This is a genomic window from Streptomyces sp. NPDC053367, from assembly GCF_044545925.1.
In the GTDB taxonomy this organism is placed as follows: Bacteria; Actinomycetota; Actinomycetes; order Streptomycetales; family Streptomycetaceae; genus Streptomyces.
Genome location: NZ_JBITYN010000001.1, coordinates 1,187,390 through 1,208,229, shown reverse-complemented (window position 1 = coordinate 1,208,229; position 20,840 = coordinate 1,187,390). Strand labels below are relative to the sequence as shown.

At 70.3% G+C, this 20,840-nt stretch carries 18 protein-coding genes and 1 tRNA gene; 3 read left to right on the top strand and 16 right to left on the bottom strand.

The annotated features are described in order from the left end of the window. Nucleotides 1–318: 318 nt before the first annotated feature. From ACIGXJ_RS05515 to ACIGXJ_RS05505, 3 genes are read right to left on the bottom strand one after another with little or no spacing between them, the layout of a single operon-like run. On the bottom strand, nucleotides 319–1,206 hold the full coding sequence (locus tag ACIGXJ_RS05515) for a carbohydrate ABC transporter permease (protein WP_399641837.1): 888 nt from the start codon (nucleotides 1,204–1,206) through the stop codon (nucleotides 319–321). Nucleotides 1,207–1,218: 12 nt separating this feature from the next. Next, on the bottom strand, nucleotides 1,219–2,235 hold the full coding sequence (locus ACIGXJ_RS05510) for a carbohydrate ABC transporter permease (protein WP_399642149.1): 1,017 nt from the start codon (nucleotides 2,233–2,235) through the stop codon (nucleotides 1,219–1,221). 5 nt (nucleotides 2,236–2,240) lie between these two features. Beyond that, nucleotides 2,241–3,563 carry an extracellular solute-binding protein gene (locus tag ACIGXJ_RS05505; protein WP_399641835.1) on the bottom strand — a complete coding sequence of 441 codons (1,323 nt, stop codon included), beginning with the start codon at nucleotides 3,561–3,563 and terminating at the stop codon, nucleotides 2,241–2,243. A 1,258-nt stretch (nucleotides 3,564–4,821) separates the two neighbouring features. Between ACIGXJ_RS05505 and ACIGXJ_RS05500 the strand changes: the two genes are divergently transcribed. Then, nucleotides 4,822–5,877: a LacI family DNA-binding transcriptional regulator gene (locus tag ACIGXJ_RS05500; protein ID WP_399641834.1), complete on the top strand. Its 1,056-nt coding sequence runs from the start codon at nucleotides 4,822–4,824 to the stop codon at nucleotides 5,875–5,877. Nucleotides 5,878–5,985: 108 nt separating this feature from the next. On the opposite strand, the gene ACIGXJ_RS05495 is transcribed toward ACIGXJ_RS05500, so the two are convergent. The 4 genes from ACIGXJ_RS05495 to ACIGXJ_RS05480 form a co-directional block, all read right to left on the bottom strand. Beyond that, nucleotides 5,986–6,058: transfer RNA gene (locus ACIGXJ_RS05495), tRNA-His, on the bottom strand. A gap of 105 nt (nucleotides 6,059–6,163) precedes the next feature. Next, nucleotides 6,164–6,766: an oligoribonuclease gene (orn, locus tag ACIGXJ_RS05490; protein ID WP_399641833.1), complete on the bottom strand. Its 603-nt coding sequence runs from the start codon at nucleotides 6,764–6,766 to the stop codon at nucleotides 6,164–6,166. Between the two features lie 123 nt (nucleotides 6,767–6,889). Then, nucleotides 6,890–8,101, bottom strand: a complete 1,212-nt coding sequence (locus tag ACIGXJ_RS05485) for a helix-turn-helix domain-containing protein (RefSeq protein WP_399641831.1) — start codon at nucleotides 8,099–8,101, stop codon at nucleotides 6,890–6,892. A gap of 380 nt (nucleotides 8,102–8,481) precedes the next feature. After that, a complete protein-coding gene (locus tag ACIGXJ_RS05480) occupies nucleotides 8,482–8,772 on the bottom strand; it encodes a hypothetical protein (RefSeq protein ID WP_399641829.1) in 291 nt (96 codons plus the stop codon). A 296-nt stretch (nucleotides 8,773–9,068) separates the two neighbouring features. Between ACIGXJ_RS05480 and ACIGXJ_RS05475 the strand changes: the two genes are divergently transcribed. Both ACIGXJ_RS05475 and ACIGXJ_RS05470 read left to right on the top strand, forming a co-directional pair. After that, a complete protein-coding gene (locus ACIGXJ_RS05475; protein ID WP_399641828.1) occupies nucleotides 9,069–9,596 on the top strand; it encodes a universal stress protein in 528 nt (175 codons plus the stop codon). A gap of 150 nt (nucleotides 9,597–9,746) precedes the next feature. Next, nucleotides 9,747–10,304 carry a GPR1/FUN34/YaaH family transporter gene (locus ACIGXJ_RS05470; RefSeq protein ID WP_399641827.1) on the top strand — a complete coding sequence of 186 codons (558 nt, stop codon included), beginning with the start codon at nucleotides 9,747–9,749 and terminating at the stop codon, nucleotides 10,302–10,304. A 175-nt stretch (nucleotides 10,305–10,479) separates the two neighbouring features. Here the strand turns inward: ACIGXJ_RS05470 and glmS are convergent, their stop codons facing one another. The 9 genes from glmS to ACIGXJ_RS05425 form a co-directional block, all read right to left on the bottom strand. After that, the gene (gene glmS, locus ACIGXJ_RS05465; protein WP_399641825.1) at nucleotides 10,480–12,297 is read right to left on the bottom strand and encodes a glutamine--fructose-6-phosphate transaminase (isomerizing); all 1,818 of its coding nucleotides are present in this window, start codon (nucleotides 12,295–12,297) and stop codon (nucleotides 10,480–10,482) included. 27 nt (nucleotides 12,298–12,324) lie between these two features. After that, complete coding sequence (locus ACIGXJ_RS05460; protein WP_399641824.1) at nucleotides 12,325–12,582, bottom strand: hypothetical protein; 258 nt, start codon at nucleotides 12,580–12,582, stop codon at nucleotides 12,325–12,327. Between the two features lie 84 nt (nucleotides 12,583–12,666). Beyond that, a complete protein-coding gene (locus ACIGXJ_RS05455; RefSeq protein ID WP_399641823.1) occupies nucleotides 12,667–13,536 on the bottom strand; it encodes a DUF4429 domain-containing protein in 870 nt (289 codons plus the stop codon). Between the two features lie 84 nt (nucleotides 13,537–13,620). After that, nucleotides 13,621–15,390, bottom strand: coding sequence for an IucA/IucC family protein (locus tag ACIGXJ_RS05450; protein WP_399641822.1), 1,770 nt, complete (start codon nucleotides 15,388–15,390; stop codon nucleotides 13,621–13,623). Beyond that, nucleotides 15,387–15,923 (bottom strand): GNAT family N-acetyltransferase, encoded by a 537-nt coding sequence (locus tag ACIGXJ_RS05445; protein WP_399641820.1) that lies wholly within the window; start codon nucleotides 15,921–15,923, stop codon nucleotides 15,387–15,389. The genes ACIGXJ_RS05450 and ACIGXJ_RS05445 overlap by 4 nt, the downstream gene beginning before the upstream one ends. After that, nucleotides 15,920–17,206 carry a lysine N(6)-hydroxylase/L-ornithine N(5)-oxygenase family protein gene (locus ACIGXJ_RS05440; protein ID WP_399641819.1) on the bottom strand — a complete coding sequence of 429 codons (1,287 nt, stop codon included), beginning with the start codon at nucleotides 17,204–17,206 and terminating at the stop codon, nucleotides 15,920–15,922. The genes ACIGXJ_RS05445 and ACIGXJ_RS05440 overlap by 4 nt, the downstream gene beginning before the upstream one ends. After that, nucleotides 17,190–18,632 (bottom strand): lysine decarboxylase DesA, encoded by a 1,443-nt coding sequence (gene desA, locus ACIGXJ_RS05435; protein WP_399641817.1) that lies wholly within the window; start codon nucleotides 18,630–18,632, stop codon nucleotides 17,190–17,192. Before desA ends, ACIGXJ_RS05440 begins: the two co-directional genes overlap by 17 nt. 159 nt (nucleotides 18,633–18,791) lie before the next feature. Then, on the bottom strand, nucleotides 18,792–19,652 hold the full coding sequence (locus tag ACIGXJ_RS05430) for a siderophore-interacting protein (protein ID WP_399641815.1): 861 nt from the start codon (nucleotides 19,650–19,652) through the stop codon (nucleotides 18,792–18,794). Between the two features lie 96 nt (nucleotides 19,653–19,748). Then, a complete protein-coding gene (locus ACIGXJ_RS05425; RefSeq protein WP_399641813.1) occupies nucleotides 19,749–20,795 on the bottom strand; it encodes an ABC transporter substrate-binding protein in 1,047 nt (348 codons plus the stop codon). Nucleotides 20,796–20,840 lie beyond the last annotated feature (45 nt).

Here is a 20,840-nt window from a genome sequence, read left to right as displayed (position 1 = left end):
TGGGCGGCGGTGACCTGGCCCTGAAGGAGTGGACGTCGTGCGGGGCGCCGCCCTGGGATGCTGCCCGCGGGGACGTCGTCGAGACCTCCCCGCGGAGCGCGAGCCGGCTCCGGGAGGCGGCACGAGGGGCCACCGGGACGCCCTCGCGCCGAGGCGCCCCGGCTCCGGCCGGGCCGCACGCGGGCACTTCGGCCCCGGTCGCCCCGCGGGCGGCCCCGTGCCGAGCCGCCCCGTGCCGAGACGGCTCGGCCCCGGCCGGGGCAGCTGCGCGCCGAGGTGGTGCCCCGGCGCCGGCCCCGGCAGGGGTGCGCGGTCGGGTCAGCCCTTCACCGCGCCCTGCATGATGCCGCCCACGATCTGCTTGCCGAAGATCGCGAAGACCAGCAGCAGCGGCAGCGTGCCGAGCAGCGCGCCCGCCATGATCAGGGACTGGTCGGGGGTGTAGCCACGGCCCAGCCCGGCCACGGCGACCTGGACGGTCGGGTTGCCGGTCTGGGTGAGCACCAGGAACGGCCACAGGAAGTCGTTCCAGGTCTGCACGAACATCAGCATGCCCAGGACCGCCATCGCCGGGCGGGCCGCCGGGAACACCACGTGCCAGATCACCCGCCAGCTGCTCGCGCCGTCCACCCGGGCCGCCTCGATGATCTCGTCCGGCAGCGCCTGGAGCAGGTACTGCCGCATGAAGAACACGCCGAAGGCGCTCACGATCGAGGGCAGGATCACCGCCTGGAGCTGGTCGGTCCAGTCCAGCTTGGCGACCATCATGTACAGCGGGATCACGCTGAGCTGCGGCGGCACCATCATCGTGCCGATCACGATGAGCATCAGCGCGTTGCGGCCCTTGAACCGCAGCTTGGCGAAGGCGAACCCGGCGATCGTCGACAGGAACACGATCGTCCCCGCCGAGATCCCCGCCACCAGCGTGGTGTTCAGGAACGCCTCGCCCAGATTGGCGTCGGTCCAGGCCAGTTCGAGGTTGTCGAAGAGGTTGGAGCCGAACCAGAACGGCGGCGGGGTCTGCGCCAGCCGGTTGTTGTCGCGTGACGCGGCGATCGCGGTCCACACCAGCGGGAACAGCGAGACGATCGTGAACAGCGCGAGGATGACGTAGGCGACGGGCCCGGCGTGCAGCGTGCCGCCGGCCCGCGCGGCACGGAGCCCGCGCTTGCGTGCCTTGGGCGGCGGGGTGAGTGTCGTCGTCACGGCCGGTTCTCCTTAACTACTGGCGCGCAGCCGGCGCGAGATGACGTAGTTGACGATCCCGATCACGATGAGGATCAGGAACATCGTCCAGGCGATGGCGGAGGCGCGGCCCAGGTGCTGGTTGACCCATCCCTGCTCGTACAGGTACAGGCCGAGCGTCTGGAACTGGTGCTGACTTCCGCCGGAGGCGCCCTTGTTGGCGTCGAACAGCAGCGGCTCGCCGAAGACCTGCGAGGCGCCGATCGTCGACACCACGACCGTGAACAGGATCGTCGGCCGCAGCGAGGGCAGCGTGACGTGCACGAACTGCTTCCAGCGGCTGGCACCGTCCAGGGCCGCCGACTCGTACAGGTCCTGCGGGATGGCCTGCATCGCCGCCAGGTAGATCAGCGCGTTGTAGCCGGTCCAGCGCCAGATGACGATCGTCGACACCGCGATCTGCGAGGGCCACTTCTCGTTCTGCCAGTCGATGTTGTCGATCCCGACGGCCCCCAGCGCCCAGTTGATCATGCCGTAGTCGCGGCCGAACAGCAGCACGAAGACCAGCGAGGCGGCGGCGATCGAGGTGGCGTACGGGGCCAGCATCACGACCCGGTAGAAGGTCGAGGCGCGCAGCTTGTAGTTGAGGATGTGCGCGATGCCGAGGGCGATCAGCAACTGCGGGACGGTGGAGATGATCCCGATGGTGAGGGTGTTCTTCGCCGCGTTCCAGAAGAACTCGTCGTCGAAGATCCGGGTGTAGTTGCGCAGGCCCACCCAGTTCATGTCCGTCGGCGCGGTCAGCTCCACCTGGTGCAGCGAGGCCCAGCCGGTGTACACCAGCGGGAACAGGCCGAACGCCAGGAAGAGCAGGAAGAACGGCGAGACGAAGACGTACGGGCTCCAGCGCATGTCGCGCTGCCAGCGCCGGGACAGCTTGTCCCTGCGGCGCCGCTCCTGCTCGGTCGCCGGGCCGGGCTGCGGGCGGCCCGGGGCCGCGCCCCCCTCCAGGGAGGGGGACGCGGCGGCGGTGTCGTGCCCCGTGCTCATACGGGTCACTGGTCCAGGTTGTTGTCGATGGTCTTCACGGCCGTCTCCCAGGCTTCCTTGGGCGACTTGCCCTGGGCGACGAGGATGACGCCGTTGTCGGTCAGGCCCTGCTGGATGATCTGGTCCTTCGGGCCGATGACCTGGACCGGGCCGTTCTTCGCCGCCTCGGCGAAGATCGTGCCGATCGGGGCGTCACCGGTCATGTCGTTCTTGGCGCCGGTGACCTCGGGCGAGGTGTACGCGCTCGGGGTGCTGGGGAAGCTGCCCTGCACGGCGAACAGCTTGGCCTGCTGCTCGGGCGCGGTCAGCCAGGCGGCGAGCTTGGCGGCCTCCTCGGCGTTCTTGCCGGACTTGGGCACCGTCAGGAACGAGCCGCCCCAGTTGCCGGACTTGGGCGCCTGGGCGACGTCCCACTTGCCCTTGGCCTCCGGCTTGGACTTGCCCTTGATGTAGCCGAGCATCCACGGCGGGCAGGACATCGCCGCGAACTTGCTGTTGGCGATGGTCTGGTCCCAGGCCGGCTGGAACTGCGTCTGGTTGCCGACCAGTCCGTCCTCGGCGGCCTCCGCGGTGAGGTCGAACGCCGCCTTCACGGCCGGGTTCGTCTTGTAGACGACCTCGCCGGAGGAGTCGTAGAACTTCTCCTCCTCACTGCTGAGGATGGCGTTGATCAGACCGCCGGGGGAGTCCAGGAAGGTGGTGCCGTTCGGCGCCTTCTTCTGGTAGTCGCGGCCGACCTCGACGAACTTCTTCCAGTCGCCGGCCCACAGCTTGGCGACCTCCTCGCGGTCGGTGGGCAGACCGGCGGCCTTGAACAGGTCGGTGCGGTAGCAGATGGCCATCGGGCCGACGTCGGTGCCGAGGCCGACGGTCTGGCCGTCGGGGGTGGTGGCCTGCTGCCACTTCCACTCGAGGTAGTCGCTCTTCTTGCCGTACTTCGACAGGTCGAGCAGCTTCGAGGACTGGGTCTGGACGATCTCGGCGATGTTGCCGACTTCGACGCCCTGGATGTCCATCAGGCCGCTGTTGCTGGTGAGGTGGCTGAGGAGCGGCGGGTAGTAGTTCTCGTTCCGCTCGACCACGTTCTCCTTGATCGTGATGTCGGGGTTGAGCTTCATGTACTCGTCGTACAGGCCGGCCTCCTTGAAGCCGAACGTGCCGAAGAGTCCCAGGGTGATCGTGGTCTTGCCCTTGCCTCCGTCGCCGCCGTCCGATGTGCCCGACCCGTTGTCGCCGTCGTCGGCACAGCCTGCCAGCAGTGCGGCGCCCAGCGACGCGACAGCCGCGAGGGCTACCGCCCTGCGGCGGGTACCGATACGTGCTCGCATTGCGTCCTCCTGTTGCCCTGACGTGCCGACCCCCCGGCCTGATTGTGGTGCTCGGGCCCCTTGTGACGTGCTGCGGCTCGGGCGGGGAACGTGCGGGATGTGTATGACTCAGGTAGCGTGGGAGCGCTCCCACAAGTGATGTGTTGAAGGTTCGCGGCTGCGGGCGAGGGTGTCAAGGGAGTCGACGCGGTCAGATGCGTTCGGTTATCGGGCTGTTAACTGGGACATGGGCGGGGCGGCGGCGCTTGGCGAGAAACGGACGGGTCGGCTCGGTGGGAACACGCCGGTGGGCTGGGCGGGCAACCGGGTCCGGGGGCCGGGCTCGGTCGTGAAGACCGGGGCAGGTGACCGGGACGTGGCCGCGCGGGGTGCGGGGTGCGGAGCGCAGGTCGGACGGCCCGGGGTGTGCGGCCGGCTCGGGGCTGGGGGCTCGGGGCTTGCGCCTGCGGCTCGGGCGGGCCGGTCCGGGAGCCGGGTTCGTGTGGCCCGGGACCACGGCCTGCGCAGCCCGCAGCCGCCGGCTTGTGCGGACGGGGGCCCTGGCCGTACGGCCCGAGGGCTTGGGTTCGGTCCGGCCGGGAGCGGCTCTGGCGCGCTTGAACCGCGCGGCCCGAGGGCTCTGGTCCGGCCGACGGGGAGCCCTGGCCCGTACGGCCGGAGCCGTGGCTCGGGGCTGCCGGAAGCCTCGTCCTCCTGGAGGCCGGTGCGTGTTTCGGCGCGGCCCGGAGCCATGGCTCGTGCGGTCGGGTCCCCGTTCTGGTACGACCGGAAGACGGCCTCCGAGCCGAAGTCCGACGAGAGGGCCGGGTCGGCTCTCCGAGACGGTCGGCCGACTCTCCCGAGGGGTTCGGGTCGGCTCTCCCGAGGGGTCCGGGTCGTCACCCCGAGACGGTCGGGGCCAGCTCCCCTAAGGGGGTTCCGGTCGGCTCCCCGAGGGGTCCGGGTCGGCACCCCGAGACGGTCGGGCCGGCTCCCCCAAGGGGTCCGGGTCCGCCCCCGAGGGGTCCGGGTCGGCTCCGGCGAGAGGGTCGGACCGACCTCGGGGAGGGGTTCGAACCGACCTCGGGGAGGGGTTCGAACCGACCTCGGGGAGGGGCTCGGACCGACCTCGGGGAGGGGTTCGGACCGACCTCGGGGAGGGGTTCGGGTCGGCCTTCGGGAGGGGGTGGGAGAGCGGAAGCGGAATGTGGGGCGGTGGGTGTGTGCTGCGGGACTGTTAGATTCCAGGCCGATGCGTTGTGACGGGAGGGCGGACCCCATGGCAAGCCACGGAGCACGAGGCCGCAGTGGCGGCAGGCCGACCCTCGAAGAGGTCGCCGCGCGGGCCGGAGTGGGCCGGGGCACGGTCTCCCGGGTGATCAACGGCTCGCCACGGGTCAGTGACGCGACCCGCGCGGCCGTCGAGGCGGCCGTCGCGGAGCTGGGCTATGTCCCGAACACCGCGGCCAGGGCCCTCGCGGCCAACCGCACGGACGCGATCGCGCTCGTGGTGCCCGAGCCGGAGACCCGGTTCTTCGCCGAGCCCTACTTCTCGGACATGCTCAAGGGCGTCGGCGCGGAGCTGTCCGACACCGAGATGCAGCTGCTGCTGATCTTCGCCGGCAGCGACCGGGAGCGGCAGCGGCTCGCGCAGTACCTGGCCGCGCACCGCGTGGACGGCGTCCTGCTGGTGTCGGTGCACGCCGACGACCCGCTGCCGGACCTGCTGTCCCAGCTGGAGATCCCCGCGGTGATCAGCGGTCCGCGCTCGGCGGGGGAGACGCTGCCGTCGGTCGACTCCGACAACTACGGCGGCGCCCGCTCGGCGGTCGAGCATCTGCTCTCCCGCGGCCGGCGCCGTATCGCCCACATCACCGGCCGTATGGACGTCTACGGCGCCCAGCGGCGCAGCGACGGCTACCGGGACGCCCTGAGCGACGCGGGCCACGAGGTGGACGAGCGGCTGATCGAGCGGGGCGACTTCACCGAGGAGAGCGGGACGCGGGCCATGGCGGCGCTGCTGGAGCGCTGCCCGGACGTGGACGCGGTCTTCGCCGCGTCCGACGTGACGGCGGCGGGCGCCCGGCAGACGCTGCGCGCGGCCGGCCGCCGCATCCCCGACGACGTGGCGCTCGTCGGCTACGACGACTCCGCCATCGCCCGGCACATGGAGCCTCCGCTGACCAGCGTCCGCCAGCCCATCGAGGAGATGGGCCGCCGGATGATCGACCTGCTCCTCAGCGAGATCGCCGACCGCCGTCCGGCGGTGTCCCGCGGGCTGGAGCGCAGGCAGGTGGTCCTGCCGGCGCAGCTGGTGCCGCGGGCGTCCTCCTGAGGCGGGTGGATCGCGGCCTGCGTCTCCCCCGGGGGCGCAGGGCGCGCCTGGGCCGGAAAACGCATCAGGCGGTGACCTTCTCGCGAAGGTCACCGCCTGATTGCTCAGGGTGAGTGACGGGACTCGAACCCGCGGCATCCTGGACCACAACCAGGTGCTCTACCAGCTGAGCTACACCCACCATGACCGGTGTTCGAGGAGTGTTTTCCCCGACCGGCCGAGAAGAAGTCTACAGGGTCGGAAGGGGTGCTCGCGCACAGGTTTTCGCGCGGCCCCCGGGGGTGCCCTACTGCGCGGGCAGGACGTGCTTGGCGGCGATGGCTTTCGCGGTGTCGGAGTCCGGGCCGGGCTGCGGCACGAAGACGGCCTCGCGGTAGTAGCGCAGTTCGGCGATCGACTCGCGGATGTCGGCGAGGGCGCGGTGGTTGCCGTTCTTCTCCGGGCTGTTGAAGTAGGCCCGCGGGTACCAGCGCCGGGCCAGCTCCTTGATGGAGGAGACGTCGACGATCCGGTAGTGGAGGTAGTCCTCCAGCGTGGGCATGTCCCGCAGCAGGAAGCCGCGGTCGGTGCCGACCGAGTTGCCGCACAGCGGGGCCTTGCCGGGCTCCTTGACGTGCTCCTTCACATACGCCAGGACCTGCTTCTCGGCGTCCTCGAGTGTCGTGCCGTGGGGGAGCTCCGCGAGCAGGCCGGACGCGGTGTGCATCTGGCGCACCACTTCCGGCATGGTCTCCAGCGCGGAGTCCGGCGGACGGATGACGATGTCCACGCCCTCGCCGAGCACGTTGAGTTCGGAGTCGGTGACGAGGGCGGCCACCTCGATGAGAGCGTCGTCGGACAGCGAGAGGCCGGTCATCTCGCAGTCGATCCACACCATGCGGTCGTTCATGTGTCTCACCTTACGGGCCGGGATTGCGGGTGAGGAGAGACCCCGGCGACCGCACCCCTGCCGGGAGCCCCGAAAGGGCCCGGCGCCCTCATCGAGGAGGGCGCCGGGTGAAGGTGTGCTCGGTCACGTCCCGGTGCGCGGACCCGGCAGGCTGGCCAGGGGCATCGCCCCCGCGGTGGCCGTGCGGCGGGTCTGGAGCGGGACCGGGTTGTCCGGGTGGAGACCGGGCGGGGGGCCCGGCGGCGGGGGCAGCTGGGCGGACGGGCCGGCCGGGGCGGTGGCGTGGGTGCCCTCACCGCTGTCCGGGCGCTCGTTCTGCGGCCTGCGCGCACGGTACGCCGCCCGGTACGCGGCCGGGGACGAGCCGAGCTGGCGCCGGAAGTGTCCGCGCAGCGCGACGGGGGAGCGGAAGCCGCAGCGGCCCGCCACCTCGTCGACGGAGTAGTCGGACGTCTCCAGCAGGCGCTGGGCCTGCAGCACCCGCTGGGTGATCAGCCACTGCAGCGGCGCCGAGCCCGTCAGCGAGCGGAAGCGGCGGTCGAACGTACGACGGCTCATGTACGCCCGCGCGGCCAGGGTCTCCACGTCGAACTGCTCGTGAAGGTGTTCCAGCGCCCAGGCGACGACCTCGGCGAGCGGGTCGGCGCCGATCTCCTCCGGTAAAGACCGGTCGAGGTAGCGCTCCTGGCCGCCCGACCGGCGCGGTGGCACGACCAGCCGGCGGGCCAGCGCCCCCGCGGCCTCGTTGCCGTGGTCCGTCCGCACGATGTGCAGACAGAGGTCGATCCCGGCCGCCGTACCGGCCGACGTCAGCACGTCGCCGTCGTCGACGAACAGCTCACGCGGATCGACGTGCACCGACGGATAGCGCTTGGCCAGCGTCGGCGCGTACATCCAGTGGGTGGTCGCGGGCCGGCCGTCGAGCAGTCCGGCGGCCGCGAGCACGAACGCTCCGGTGCACAGTCCTACGATGCGGGCTCCCTCTTCGTGCGCCCGGCGCAGTGCGTCGAGTGCTTCCGCCGGCGGCGGGGAGGTGATCGACCGCCAGGCCGGCACGACGACCGTGCCCGCCCGCGAGATCGCCTCCAGGCCGTGCGGCGCGGTGAGTTCCAGGCCCCCGGTGGTCCGCAGGGGGCCGTCCTCGCCCGCGCACACCAGCAGTCGGTAGCGCGGTACGCCGGCGTCCTGGCGGTCGATTCCGAACACCGACAGCGGAATGGAACTCTCGAAGATGGGGCCGCCGCTGAACAGCAGCACCGCGACGATCTCCTTGCGGCGTCGCCCGGACAGTTTCCGGGCCGCGGCGTCCGCGATGGCAGTGGAGTCGTGGCTCATACTGCTAAGCCCCCCTCGGTGGTCGCGGCTCCTCGGTTGTGTCGCTCCTGCACGTTTCCCCTCGGTCCTGCACGAGTCCCCCGCCGTAAAGACAGTCAAGATCGAATCTACTGCGTCACGCCCTGCCTCGGTGACCAGTGTCGGCACCCGGCACATTGTCGACATGGCAACTTGGCGTAAAGCATTCGATCACGAAGGGTTGCACCAGCGGGCCGCAGAGGGAAGTCCGCCTCCTCGCGGTGGCCGATCCGCGTAGGGTGCGCGGACCGCCGGGGACCCTTTCCGTGCAGGTCGAACGGGGGGTGAGGGGTGTTCGGGAGGGGGGCACGGCGGGTTTGAGAAGTTGGCTGAAAACCGGTGGGCCGGGGTGCTAAAACCGGTCAGTCAACCGGTGAATTCTCGCCCGCGTGACGACCGCCCCGCGCCACCGGTCGCACGGCGCAGCGCTCGGAGCGGCGCAGCAGCACCCGGCACACGGCGGTGACCGCCGCGAGCCCCAGCGCGCTCCCGGCGGCGCCCCCGAGCGAGGTGCCGTACCAGACGAGTACCACCGGGACGAGGACGCAGCTGAAGGCCGCCCAGCGGACCACGTCGCCGGCCGACTCCGGTGCGGCGGCGCCTTGCGCGGGCCATCCCTCGGGCGGGTGCGGGGAGGTGCGGGGTGAGGACATGGCGTGCTCCCTGGGGGCGGAGGTTCACGGTGATCAACGCCCGTTCGACCGGTCGGTCACTGCCGGTGAAATTTACTTGAATCCTGACCGGACCGTCTGTACAGGACAGCAACCATTGCGTTCCGGGCGCCCCCTCGTGCATGCTCCCTGGAACCCCGTGCAGCTGCGCGGGATCTGGGCTAAGGAGGCGTGCCGCCGTACCCTTGGGGGTATGGGGTCGGGAAGATGTTTCCCGGACACAGCTCCGCCGCACACTGTCGTCCCACCCACTTAAGGATCACGACCCCGAGACAGCCATGGCCGGTCACGAATTCTTCGAACCCGCGGACCGCAAGCGGCCCGTCGCCGATCCCACGGCGGCCGAGCCCCTGGCGGCGGAAGAGCCACGCCATCCGTGCGACCCCGCTTTCAAGCACGGTGTGGTCGTCGGCTTCGACGGCTCGACCTCCAGCGAGCGTGCCCTCGCGTACGCCATCGGCATGGCCCGCCGCTCCGGGTCGGGCCTGATCATCGTCCACGTCGCCAACCGGCTGCCGACCACCGTGTGGGCGGGCTGTGAGCCGCCCGTCTTCGTGGACGTGCCGGACCACCGCACCGAGGTGCTCGGCCTCGAGCTGGCCTGTGCGGACTACCTGGCCGAGGTGCCGTGGATCCTCGTCGAGCGCGGCGGTGACATCTGCCACGAGCTCGAAGAGGTGGGGCGCGAGTACGAGGCCGACGCGATCGTCGTCGGCTCCACGCACGGCATCGTGGGGCGTATTTTCGGCTCCGTCGCCGGGCGGCTCGCCAAGCGCGCCAAGCGGCCGGTCGTCGTCATCCCCTAACTCGCCCTTCTCCCAGGTGAGATGCGGCGGTACTGCCCTCAACTCCCTTTGTGCAACGCGCGAATCTACTCACGCGTAGAGGTGTTTGTGCCCTTGTGAAGGGCATATATCGGTCACCGCACAACTGCACATGCATGAAGGGAGCCCGCCGTGGACAACGACGTCTCTGCGGGAGGCACCACCTCGACCGCCGGCCGACTCGCCCTGGGGATCACCCTGTTGGCCTTCGGCCTCGGATACACGGACGTGATCGACGGCGTGACGGCGGCCGACGCCGTATCCATCGCCCACTACATCGGCGGCGTCGCGCTGTTCGTCGCCGGTCTGTTCGCCCTCCGGGAGCGCGACGCGGCTTCCGGTACGGCATTCACCGTGCTCGGTGCGCTGTGGTTCACCTGGGCCGTGACCGACGCGGGTTCCGCGAACGCGGCGGGGCTGTTCTATCTGCTGTTCGCGCTGGTCGTGCTGTCGCTCGCGGCGGCGGACGGCGATCAGCTCACTCGTGGCACGTACGGGCTGTTCCTGGTCGGGCTGGTGCTCATGGCCGTCGCCGCGTTCGCCGACAGCGGGGGGCTCGCCAAGGCCGGCGGGTGGTTCGCGGTCGCCGCGGGGGCCGTCGCCTGGTACGCCGCCACCGCGGCTCTCGCTCACTGGCCGACCGTGCTGCCGAGGCGCGCTGCTCGCCGGGGGGTGACGGCCGCCGGCTGAGTGGCGCCTTGGGCGGGGCGTCGGGCCCGGCCCCGCACATGACGGACCCCCACGTGTCCGGTGGCGTACGTGGGGGTCCGTTCTGTTCGTCTCGCCTGTTTCGGAGCGTCGTGGTTGCTCGCGCCCACGCGGCGGTAGCCGCAGATCGACACGGCCCCGCGCCCCTGGAAGGCGACTACTCCACCGTGACCGACTTGGCCAGGTTGCGCGGCTTGTCGATGTCCCGGCCGAGGGCCAGGGCCGTGTGGTAGGCGAGGAGCTGGAGGGGGATGCCCATGAGGATGGGGTCGAGCTCGTCCTCGTTCTTGGGCACGAGGATGGTCTCGTCGGCCTTCTCCTGCGGCTGGTGGGCGACGGCCATGATCTTGCCGCTGCGGGCCTTGATCTCCTCCATGGCGGCGCGGTTCTTCTCCAGCAGGTCGTCGTCGGGGACGATCGCGACCGTGGGGAGGGCCGGCTCGATGAGGGCCAGCGGGCCGTGCTTGAGCTCGGAGGCGGGGTAGGCCTCGGCGTGGATGTACGAGACCTCCTTGAGCTTCAGGGAGGCCTCACGGGCGACCGGGTAGCCCCGGACACGGCCGATGAAGAGCATCGAGCGGGCGTCGGCGTACTGCTTGGCCAGCTGCTCGATCTCCGCCTCCTGCTCCATGATCTCGGCGATCTGGCCGGGGAGCTTGCGCAGGCCCTCGATGATCCGCTTGCCGTCGCGGACGGACAGGTCGCGGGTGCGGCCGAGGTGCAGGGCGAGCAGGGCGAAGGCGACGCAGGTGTTGGTGAAGCACTTGGTCGACACCACGCAGACCTCGGGGCCGGCGTGCACGTAGATGCCGCCGTCGGCCTCGCGGGCGATCGCCGAGCCGACGACGTTGACGATGCCGAGGACCCGGGCGCCCTTGCGCTTCAGCTCCTGGACGGCCGCGAGGACGTCGTAGGTCTCACCGGACTGGGAGACGGCGATGTAGAGGGTGTCGGGGTCCACGACCGCGTTGCGGTAGCGGAACTCGGAGGCCGGCTCGGCGTCGGCGGGGATACGGGCGAGCTCCTCGATCATCTGGGCGCCGATCATGCCCGCGTGGTACGAGGTGCCGCAGCCGAGGATCTTCACGCGGCGGATGCGGCGGGCCTCCCGGGCGTCCAGGTTGAGGCCGCCGAGGTGCACGGTGGAGAAGCGGTCGTCGATACGGCCGCGCAGGACGCGGTCGACCGCCTCGGCCTGCTCGTGGATCTCCTTGTGCATGTACGTGTCGTGGCCGCCCATGTCGTAGGAGGCGGCCTCCCACTCCACGGTCGTGGGCTCGGCCGTCGTGCGGGTGCCCTCGGTGGTGTAGGTGCGGAAGTCGTCGGCCTTCAGCGTGGCCATCTCGCCGTCGTCCAGGGTGACGATCTGGCGGGTGTGGGCGACCAGGGCGGCGATGTCCGAGGCGACGAACATCTCCTTCTCGCCGATGCCGAGGACGACCGGCGAGCCGTTGCGGGCGACGACGATGCGGTCCGGGAAGTCGGCGTGCATCACGGCGATGCCGTAGGTGCCCTCGATGACGCGCAGCGTCTCGCGGACCCGGTCCTCCAGCTTCTCGGCCGTCGAGCGGGCGATGAGGTGGACGAGGACCTCGGTGTCGGTCTCGGAGAGGAACTCGACGCCGTCCGCCTCCAGCTTGCGGCGCAGGTCGGAGGCGTTGTCGATGATGCCGTTGTGGACGACGGCGACCTTCTGCTCGGCGTCCATGTGCGGGTGGGCGTTCACGTCGGACGGGGCGCCGTGGGTGGCCCAGCGGGTGTGGGCGATACCGGTCGTGCCCTTGAAGCGCGCCGGGACCTTGGCCTCCAGGTCGCGCACGCGGCCCTTGGCCTTGACCATCTTCAGGGCCGGCGTCTTAGGGGAGGAGACGACGACGCCCGCCGAGTCGTAGCCGCGGTACTCCAGGCGCTGCAGGCCCTCCAGGAGCAGGGGAGCGACGTCACGCTTGCCGATGTATCCGACGATTCCGCACATACAGGGTTGTTCCGTTTCCTGGCCGACTCAGCCGTAGACGATCCGGCGCAGCTGCCGGAGCGAGAGCTCCGGCGGGGCCACCGCCCGGTATTTGAGGTCCGCCTCGATCCGTTCGAAGATCTCCGCGTTCAGCAGGCCCTGGGCCTGCAGCTCGCGGTGGCGGCGACGGACGAACTCGGTGGTCGTCTCGTCGAAGTAGGCGAGCACGTCCTGGATCACCCTCAGCGCCTCGCCCCGGTTCAGGGGCGTCGACCGCGTCAGATGATCAACCAGTTCGTCGTGCACCCGTAGATCCTGGAGGAGTCGACAACGTTACGCAACAATCTTGCCCGATTTCGGGCAGGCGGTCAGCGGGAAGGGGCCGCTTTGTCACATTCGCTTGAGGATCGCCTGTTTCGCCAGGGTGAACTCCTCGTCCGTCAGGACGCCGGTGCGGTGCAGGTCGCCCAGCTCGCGCAGCCGTCGCAGCAGGGCGTCGTGATCGTCCTCGGGGGCCGCCGGGGGCGGGGGCGGGGCGGACGGCAGGTCGTCGGCCGGTGCGGCCGGGTGCGGGAGGCGGGCCTGGACGGCGGCCGCCACCAGGGCCATCAGCGGGTCCTTCTTGAAGCCCCACAGCTCGACCGCGTGCGGGTCGTACTTCGGCGGCGCCTTGGTGGGGGAGTGCTTCACCGTGAAGCGCAGATGGCCGTTCTCCAGGCCGGCCGCCGGCAGCCACTCGACCGCCGCGATGTCGGAGACCGCGATCGTGCGGGCGCCCGCCGAGGCCTTGGCGTCCTCCGTCTTCCAGTTCCACTCCAGGCGCACGTACTCGCCGTCGAACGAGGCCGTGCCGTCCCCGGCGGACGCGGACAGCGGGACGGCCGGCCCGGGCAGCAGATAGTGGTCCAGGGGGACGGGCGGCACGTCCTCCAGCAGCAGGGCGGCCCGGACCTCGTCCGCGAAGTACTCGGCGACGCCGTAGCGGTCGGGGTCGACGAGCAGCTGGTACGGGTCGTGGGGCTCGGCGAGCCGGCCGCCCGTCGCCTGCAGGAGGGGGTCGGCGCCCTCGCGCAGCCGCAGCCTCAGCCGCCCGGACCTCTTCCCCTGCTCGAACGAGATTCCCGCCGACGCCCGCAGCGGCACGACCAGTTCACCCAGCTCGCGGCGCAGAAGCCCGACGCTCTTGTCCCGTCCCGGTGTCAGCCGCAGCGCGTCGCCGTCGAAGACCCACGTGCCGTCTCTCTGGATGATTTCCGCCACTGTTCCATCGTGCCATCCCGCGAAACGGCGGCGGGCGCCTCCGGAGGAACCGTCTCCGGGGGCGCCCGCTCGTCCTCGGGGACGTCAGAACCCGGCGATCGGGTTCCGCAGGGTGCCGATCAGCTGGAGGGCCGCCGACGGGTCCGCCAGGTCCACCATCTGCTTGTTGTCGCGCAGCTGGAGGCGGTTGAGGCAGGACAGCGTGAACTCGGGGGCGAACATGTCGTACTGGCGGAACTTGTCGGCCAGTTCGGGTGTCGCCTCCTGGTAGGCGCGGGTGACCTCGGCGACCGTGCGCCAGAAGTCGTCCTCCTCCAGGACGCCCTCGGCGGCGAGGTTCGCGGCGAGGAAGCGGAAGAAGCAGTCGAAGACGTCCGTGAAGACGGAGAGGAGCTTCTGGTCCTCGGGGACCTCCACCCGGATGCGGGTCACCTCGGGCGGCAGCACCGCGTCCGGGTCCATGACGACGATCTCCTCGGCGATGTCCTTGTAGATCGCCCGCTCGACCGCCCCGTCCTTCAGGACCAGGATCGTGTTCTCGCCGTGCGGCATGTACGCGAGGTCGTAGGCGTAGAAGCTGTGCAGCAGCGGCACGTAGTACGCCCGCAGATAGCGGCGCAGCCATTCCTGCGGTGCGAGGCCCGAGCGCTCGATCAGCGCGGCCGCGAAGCCGTGGCCCTCGTGGTCGACGTGGAGGAGCGAGGCCATCGTGGCGAGGGACTCGCCGTCCTGGAGGGAGCCGACCGGGCTCTCCCGCCACAGCGCGGCCAGCATCTTGCGGTAGGGCGAGTAGCGGTCGGTGGCCCGCTCGTACTCCAGGTGCCGGTAACCGACGGCCGCGCGCTCCCGGATGATCGTGAGGCCGGCCGACTTCAGCACGGGGTCGTTGTCGATCAGCTGGGCCAGCCAGTCGTTGATCGCCGGGGTGGCCTCCATGTAGGCGGCCGACAGCCCGCGCATGAAGCCCATGTTGATGACGGACAGGGCCGTCTTGACGTAGTGCTTCTCGGGGTGCGAGGTGTTGAAGAAGGTCCGGATGGACTGCTGGGCCAGGTACTCGTCCTCGCCCTCGCCCAGGCACACCAGGTGCCGGCGGGCGACCTCCGCGGCGAAGGTGACCGTGAGCTTGTTCCACCACTGCCAGGGGTGGACGGGGATGAGGAGGTAGTCGGCCGGGTCCAGGCCCAGGTCCGTGAGCTGCTTGTCGAACCGCTCGACGGCCGCCTCGCCCAGCTCCTGCCGTACGAACGTCTCGTACTCGATGCCGGCGCCGGCCGTGAACGCGGCGCGGGAGCGGTGGGCGGCCAGCCACACCAGGCGGACCGGGCTCGCGGTCTCGGGGGCGTACGACAGGTACTCGTGGACGCCGAAGCCGAGGCGGCCGTTGTTGGCGACGAAGCAGGGGTGGCCCTCGGTCATCCCCTGCTCGATGGCCTGGAAGCCGCTGTCGAGGAGCTCGGCGACCGGGATCTGCGGCTTGGTGAGCTTGTAGCAGGTGCCGGAGAGGGTGGAGGAGATCTCCTCCAGGTAGACGGGCAGGATCTCGGCGCTCAGCCCCAGGGCGTCCCTGAACTCGATGAAGAAGTCCAGTGTCGCGAGAGGCAGTTCGGCCCCGTCCCGGTGCCGGGATATGGAGTCGGCGTCGATCTGCCAGTGGTCCAGGGCCCGGCGTACGGCGGTGAAGCGGTAGCCGGTGAGGCCGTCGTCGCTGCGGACGACGTACGACTCGCCCTCCGGCTCGGGCGTGAGCAGCCGCTCGTGGGCGAACTCGGCGAGCGCCTTGCGGATCAGCAGGCGGTTGGCCTGCTCCCAGCGTTCGGGGGTGAGGTGGGCGACGGCGTCGGCGAGGGTCACGCGGCCACCGCCTTCTCGAACTGCTCGCGGGTGCAGAAGCTGAGCAGGGCCCTCTTCTCCGGCTTCTGGATCTCGCGCTCGGGCACGAAGCCGACGGCCGCGTTCAGCGCGTGCACCGCCTTGTTGTCCACGTCCGGCTCCACGACGACCCGCCGGACGGCCGGGTCCTCGAAGAGGCGGGCCATCACCGCGGTGATCACGGCCCTGGTGAAGCCGTGCACGGGCCTGTCGGTCGGCGGGGTGAGGAAGTGCATGCCGATGTCCCCGGGCTGCGGCTCGTACAGCCCGACCAGCTCCCGCCGGGCCGGGTCGTAGTGCTCCATCAGGAACGCGGGCACGCCGTCCTTCAGGCCGAGCAGCGCGTGGTGGTGCTCGTCGGCCGCGATCTCCATGTAGGCGCGCTCGACGTCCTCCAGCTTCGCGTCCTGCATCATCCAGAACGCGGCCTTGGGGTGGGTGACCCAGGTGTGCAGGAGCTCGGCGTCCTTCAGGGGGTCGAGGGGGCGGAACGTGAAGGTCGTGGTGGTGCTCATACGGCGAACTCCTGGAAGGCGATCGACTTCTCGACCGGGTAGTACTCGGAGCCGAGCAGCTCCCTGATGATGCAGCTGTTGCGGTACGCGCCCATGCCCAGGTCGGGGCTGGTGATGCTGTGGGCGTGGACGCCGGCGTTCTGCAGGAAGACTCCGCGGCCGGTGACGTCGATGGAGTAGTTGCGGGCCACGTCGAAGTTGCCGTGGGAGTCGCGCACCAGCCGGTCGTGGACGGGGCCGAGGAACTCGGGCTCGGCGTAGGCGTAGCCGGTGGCCAGCACCAGGCCCTCGCTCCGGAGCTCGTAGTCCTTCTCCTGCTCCTCCTGGCGGAAGGAGAGGGTGTACGTGCCGTTCCCGTACCGCGCGGCGTTCAGCGAGGAGTTGGTGAGCAGCCGGGTGGGGACGGGGCCGCCGAGGTTCTTCTGGTAGAGCAGGTCGAAGATCTCGTTGATCAGGTCGCCGTCGATGCCCTTGAACAGGCCCTTCTGCTGCTGGGTGAGGCGATAGCGGGTCGTCTCGGGCAGCGCGCGGAAGTAGTCGATGTACTCCGGGGACGTCATCTCCAGCGTGAGCTTGGTGTACTCCAGCGGGAAGAACCGCGGGGAGCGGGTGACCCAGTTCAGCTGGTAGCCGTGGACGTCGATCTCGGCGAGCAGGTCGTAGTAGATCTCGGCGGCGGACTGGCCGGAGCCGACGATCGTGATGGACCGCTTCTTCTGCAGCTCCGCCTTGTTCTGCACATAGCGGGAGTTGTGGAAGAAGTCGCCGCCCAGGCCGTCGACGGCCTTCGGGTAGTGCGGGGAGGTGCCGGTGCCGAGGACGAGCCGGCGGCCCCGGTAGGTCTCGCCGGCCTCCGTCCGTACGACGTACAGCTCGTCCTCGTACGTCACCTCGGTGACGGTCGTGCCGAAGCGGACGCTGCTCAGCTTGTTCGCGGCCCAGCGGCAGTAGTCGTCGTACTCGACGCGCAGCGGGTAGAAGTTCTCGCGGATGTAGAACGAGTACAGCCGGCCCTTCTCCTTCAGGTAGTTCAGGAAGGAGTACGGCGAGGTCGGGTCCGCCAGGGTGACGAGGTCGGACATGAACGGCGTCTGGAGGTGGGCGCCGTCGAGGAACATGCCGGCGTGCCACTCGAAGTCCGGCTTGGACTCCAGGAAGACGCCGTCCAGTTCGGCGATGGGCTCGGTGAGGCAGGCCAGGCCGAGGTTGAAGGGGCCGAGCCCGATGCCCACGAAGTCGTAGGCCGTGGTCGTGGACTCGGTGGCTTCAGGAAGCGCGGTCAAGGGATTCTCCCAGGTACTGCTCGGCGTGGCCGGCGATCAGGTCGAGGACGGCGGCGATGTCGGACGCCTGCGTCTCGGGGTTGAGCAGGGTGAACTTCAGGTAGTGGCGGCCGGCGACCTTGGTGCCCGCGACGATCGCGTCACCGGAGGCGAACAGGGCCTTGCGGGCGTAGAGGTTGGCGCGGTCGATCTCGGCCGGGTCGGTGACGGCGGCGGGGATGTAGCGGAAGACCAGGGTGGACAGCGACGGTTCGACGACCACGTCGTAGCGCGGGTCGGCCGCCAGCAGCCGCCAGCCCTCCTCGGCCAGGTCGCACACCTCGTCGAAGAGCTGTCCGACGCCGTCGGCGCCCATCACCCGCAGGGTCATCCACAGCTTGAGCGCGTCGAAGCGGCGGGTGGTCTGCAGGGACTTGTCGACCTGGTTGGGGATGCGCTCGGCCGCGGCGCGGCGCGGGTTGAGGTAGTCCGCGTGGTACGTGGCGTGGCGCAGGGTGGCCGCGTCGCGCACCAGGATCGCGGAGGAACTCACCGGCTGGAAGAAGGACTTGTGGTAGTCGACGGTGACCGAGTCGGCGCGCTCGATCCCGTCCAGGAGGGCGCGGCGCTTCAGCGAGACCAGCAGACCGCAGCCGTAGGCGGCGTCGACGTGCAGCCAGGTGCCGAACTGCTCGCACAGCTCGGCGATCTCCGGCAGCGGGTCGATGGAGCCGAAGTCGGTGGTGCCCGCGGTGGCGACGACGGCCATGGGGACGAGGCCGGCGTCCGTGCAGCGCTGGAGCTCGCGGGCGAGGGCGACGGTCTGCATGCGCTTGTCGTGGTCGACCGGGACGGAGACGACCGCGTCCTGGCCGAGGCCCAGCAGCTTCGCGGACTTCTTCACGCTGAAGTGGCTGACCTCGGAGGCGAAGATCCGCAGGGAGCCGAGGTCGTCGGTCTTGGCCTCCTCCCGGGCGAGCAGCAGCGCCTGGAGGTTGGACTGGCTGCCGCCGGAGGTGAAGACACCGTCTGCGTTCTCGCCGAGGCCGATGCGCTCGGCGGTCCAGTGGATCAGCTTGCGCTCGATGAGGGTGCCGCCCGCCGACTGGTCCCAGGTGTCCAGGGAGGAGTTGACGGCGGACAGGACCGCCTCGCCCAGCACGGCCGGGATGACCACCGGGCAGTTGAGGTGGGCGAGGTAGCGGGGGTGGTGGAAGTAGACGGCGTCCCGGAGGTAGACGTCCTCCAGCTCGTCCAGGACGGCCGCGGTGTCGTGCAGCGGGCTGGACAGGTCGATGCGCTCGATGCGGGGGGCGAGGGTGTCGACCGCCACGCCGGTGAACGGGCGGTCTGCGGTGGCGAGTTTGGCCGCCACCCGCTCGACTCCTTCGGTCACGGAACGGCGGTAGTGCTCCGCGGTCGTGTCATTGAGCAGGTGCGAGCGCATGCGGGGGGCCTCCGGGTGGGGACGGACCGAGGAAGGCGAAGAGGGGCGGAACCCTGGCTTCGAACTTAGGTTAGCCTAACCTCAGTTGAATCCGCCATGGTCCGCCCCTCAAGTGACAGCGGTCACTCCGGTTGCCGTCGCCTTACGGGTGACGGCAGTTCAGTCCTCCGGCAGCTCGCGCAACTGCTCCTCCGTCAGACCGCGCCGCCAGTACCCGACGAACGTGACCTGCCGGCGCTCGATCCCGCGCTCGCCCACGAAGTGCCGGCGCAGCGTCTTCACACAGCCGGACTCGCCCGCGATCCACACGTACGGCTTCGCGGCGGGCGGCAGTTCGGCCTGCTTGATCGCGCCGAGGGCCATGGGGGACCCCTCGGCGCAGCTCTCGTCGCGCACCAGCCAGGTCACCTCGGCGTCGGCCGGGGTGCTGACCTGCTGGACGTCCCCGGCGTCCGAGACCTCCACCCAGGCGCGCACCGGCGTCCCGGCCGGCAGTGCCTCCACGCAGGCCAGCAGGGCGGGCAGCGCCGTCTCGTCGCCCCACATCAGCACCAGGTCGGTGCCCTCGGGCGGCCGGAACCTGATCGCGCGGTTGTCGGTGACGGCGGGCCCGATCAGCTGCACCCTGTCCCCGGCCTTCGCCCGCGCGGCCCACCGTGAGGCGGGCCCGGCCGGTACGGCCGCATCCGGTCCGACGCCGTGCAGCACGAAGTCGATGTCGATCTCGTCCGGCTCCCGGCGCAGTGCCCGCAGGGTGTACGACCGCATCACCGCCCGTACGCCGTCGGGCTGTTCACGCCACGCCTGCCACCAGTTCTCCCCCTCCTCGACCGGCACGCCGGGCTCTGTCCGGCCCTCGGCCGGGATGAACAGTGACAGCGACTGGTCACGTCCGCCGGAGTGGAAGTGGGCGAGGTCGTCCCCGGCGAAGGTGACACGGACGAGGGAGGGGCCGAGCCGCCGCGTCCGCACCACATGGAGGGAGAAGAACCGAAAGGCAAGAGTGTCGGGCGTACTCATGGAGGCTCCTGGGGTGATGTGCCCTTGAGGGGCGCGGGGAACTGCGCGACCGGCCACAGTCGGCCCGCAGCTCCTCACGGCGAGAGGCGATCAGGCTCAGGCGACCTTCTTGGCCTTCTCCAGCGCCTCCGCAAGGTCCTCCACCAGCGCCACACACTTGGCGTACGACAGGATCGGCTCGGGCGACCGCGCGATGACCTGCCCCGCCTTCACCGCGGGCAGCTTCTTCCAGGTGCCCTCGGTGATGTCGGCGGGCTGGATCGTCGAGGACCGGTCGTCCATCATGATGATGTCGGCGTCGTACTTGTCGACGTTCTCCCAGCTGAGCGACTCGTACCAGCCGCCGCCCTGCGCCTTCGCCTTCTCCGGCGGCTCGACGAAGTTCACGCCCAGCGCCTTGAAGTACTCCAGGTCCAGAGACAGGTTGGAGCCGGAGACGTAGAACAGGTCCTGGCTGGCGGAGCCGGCCATCACCTTGATGTTCGGCTTGGCCTTGGCGGCGGCCCGCAGTCGCGCGGAGGCCTCCTCGAACCGCTTCTTCGCGTCGGTCACCTTCGCGGAAGCGGCGTCGGCGCCGAGCGACTCGGCGAGCTCCAGCATCCGCGCGAGGGAGACGTCGAGCTTGCGGTCGTACGCGGAGATGGCCACGCTCGGGGCGAGCTGGGCGATCTTGTCCTTGGACTCCTCGGGGACGTACCAGAGGGTGCCCGCGGAGTCGAAGGTGGTGGTGATGAGCACCTCGGGGGCGAGGGCCGCGTACTGCTCGACGTTGAACTGACCCCAGACGTTGCCGAGGACCTTCACCTTGGTGATGTCCATGTCGCCGGCCTGGACGTCGGGCTTGCCGTCCTGCGTCTTGGTGGGGCCGAAGACGCCCTTGACCGAGATGCCGTAGTCGAAGAGGGCGGCGGCGACACCGGTGAACGCGACGATGTTCTCCGGCACCTTGTCCAGCTTCACGGTCGTGCCGCGGTCGTCCTTGAACGTCCAGGGGCCGGACGCCTTGCCGGAGGCCTCGGTGTCCGCACCACCGCTTTTCGCGTCGTCGTCGCCGCAGGCCGCGAGGACGGCGCCGAGGCCGAGGGCGCCGCCGGCGGCGAGGATGCCGCGGCGGGTGAGGTGGGTGGCACGGGCATGGGACATGGCTGGCTGCTTTCGAACAGGGCGGAGGCCCGCCGGACAATTCGA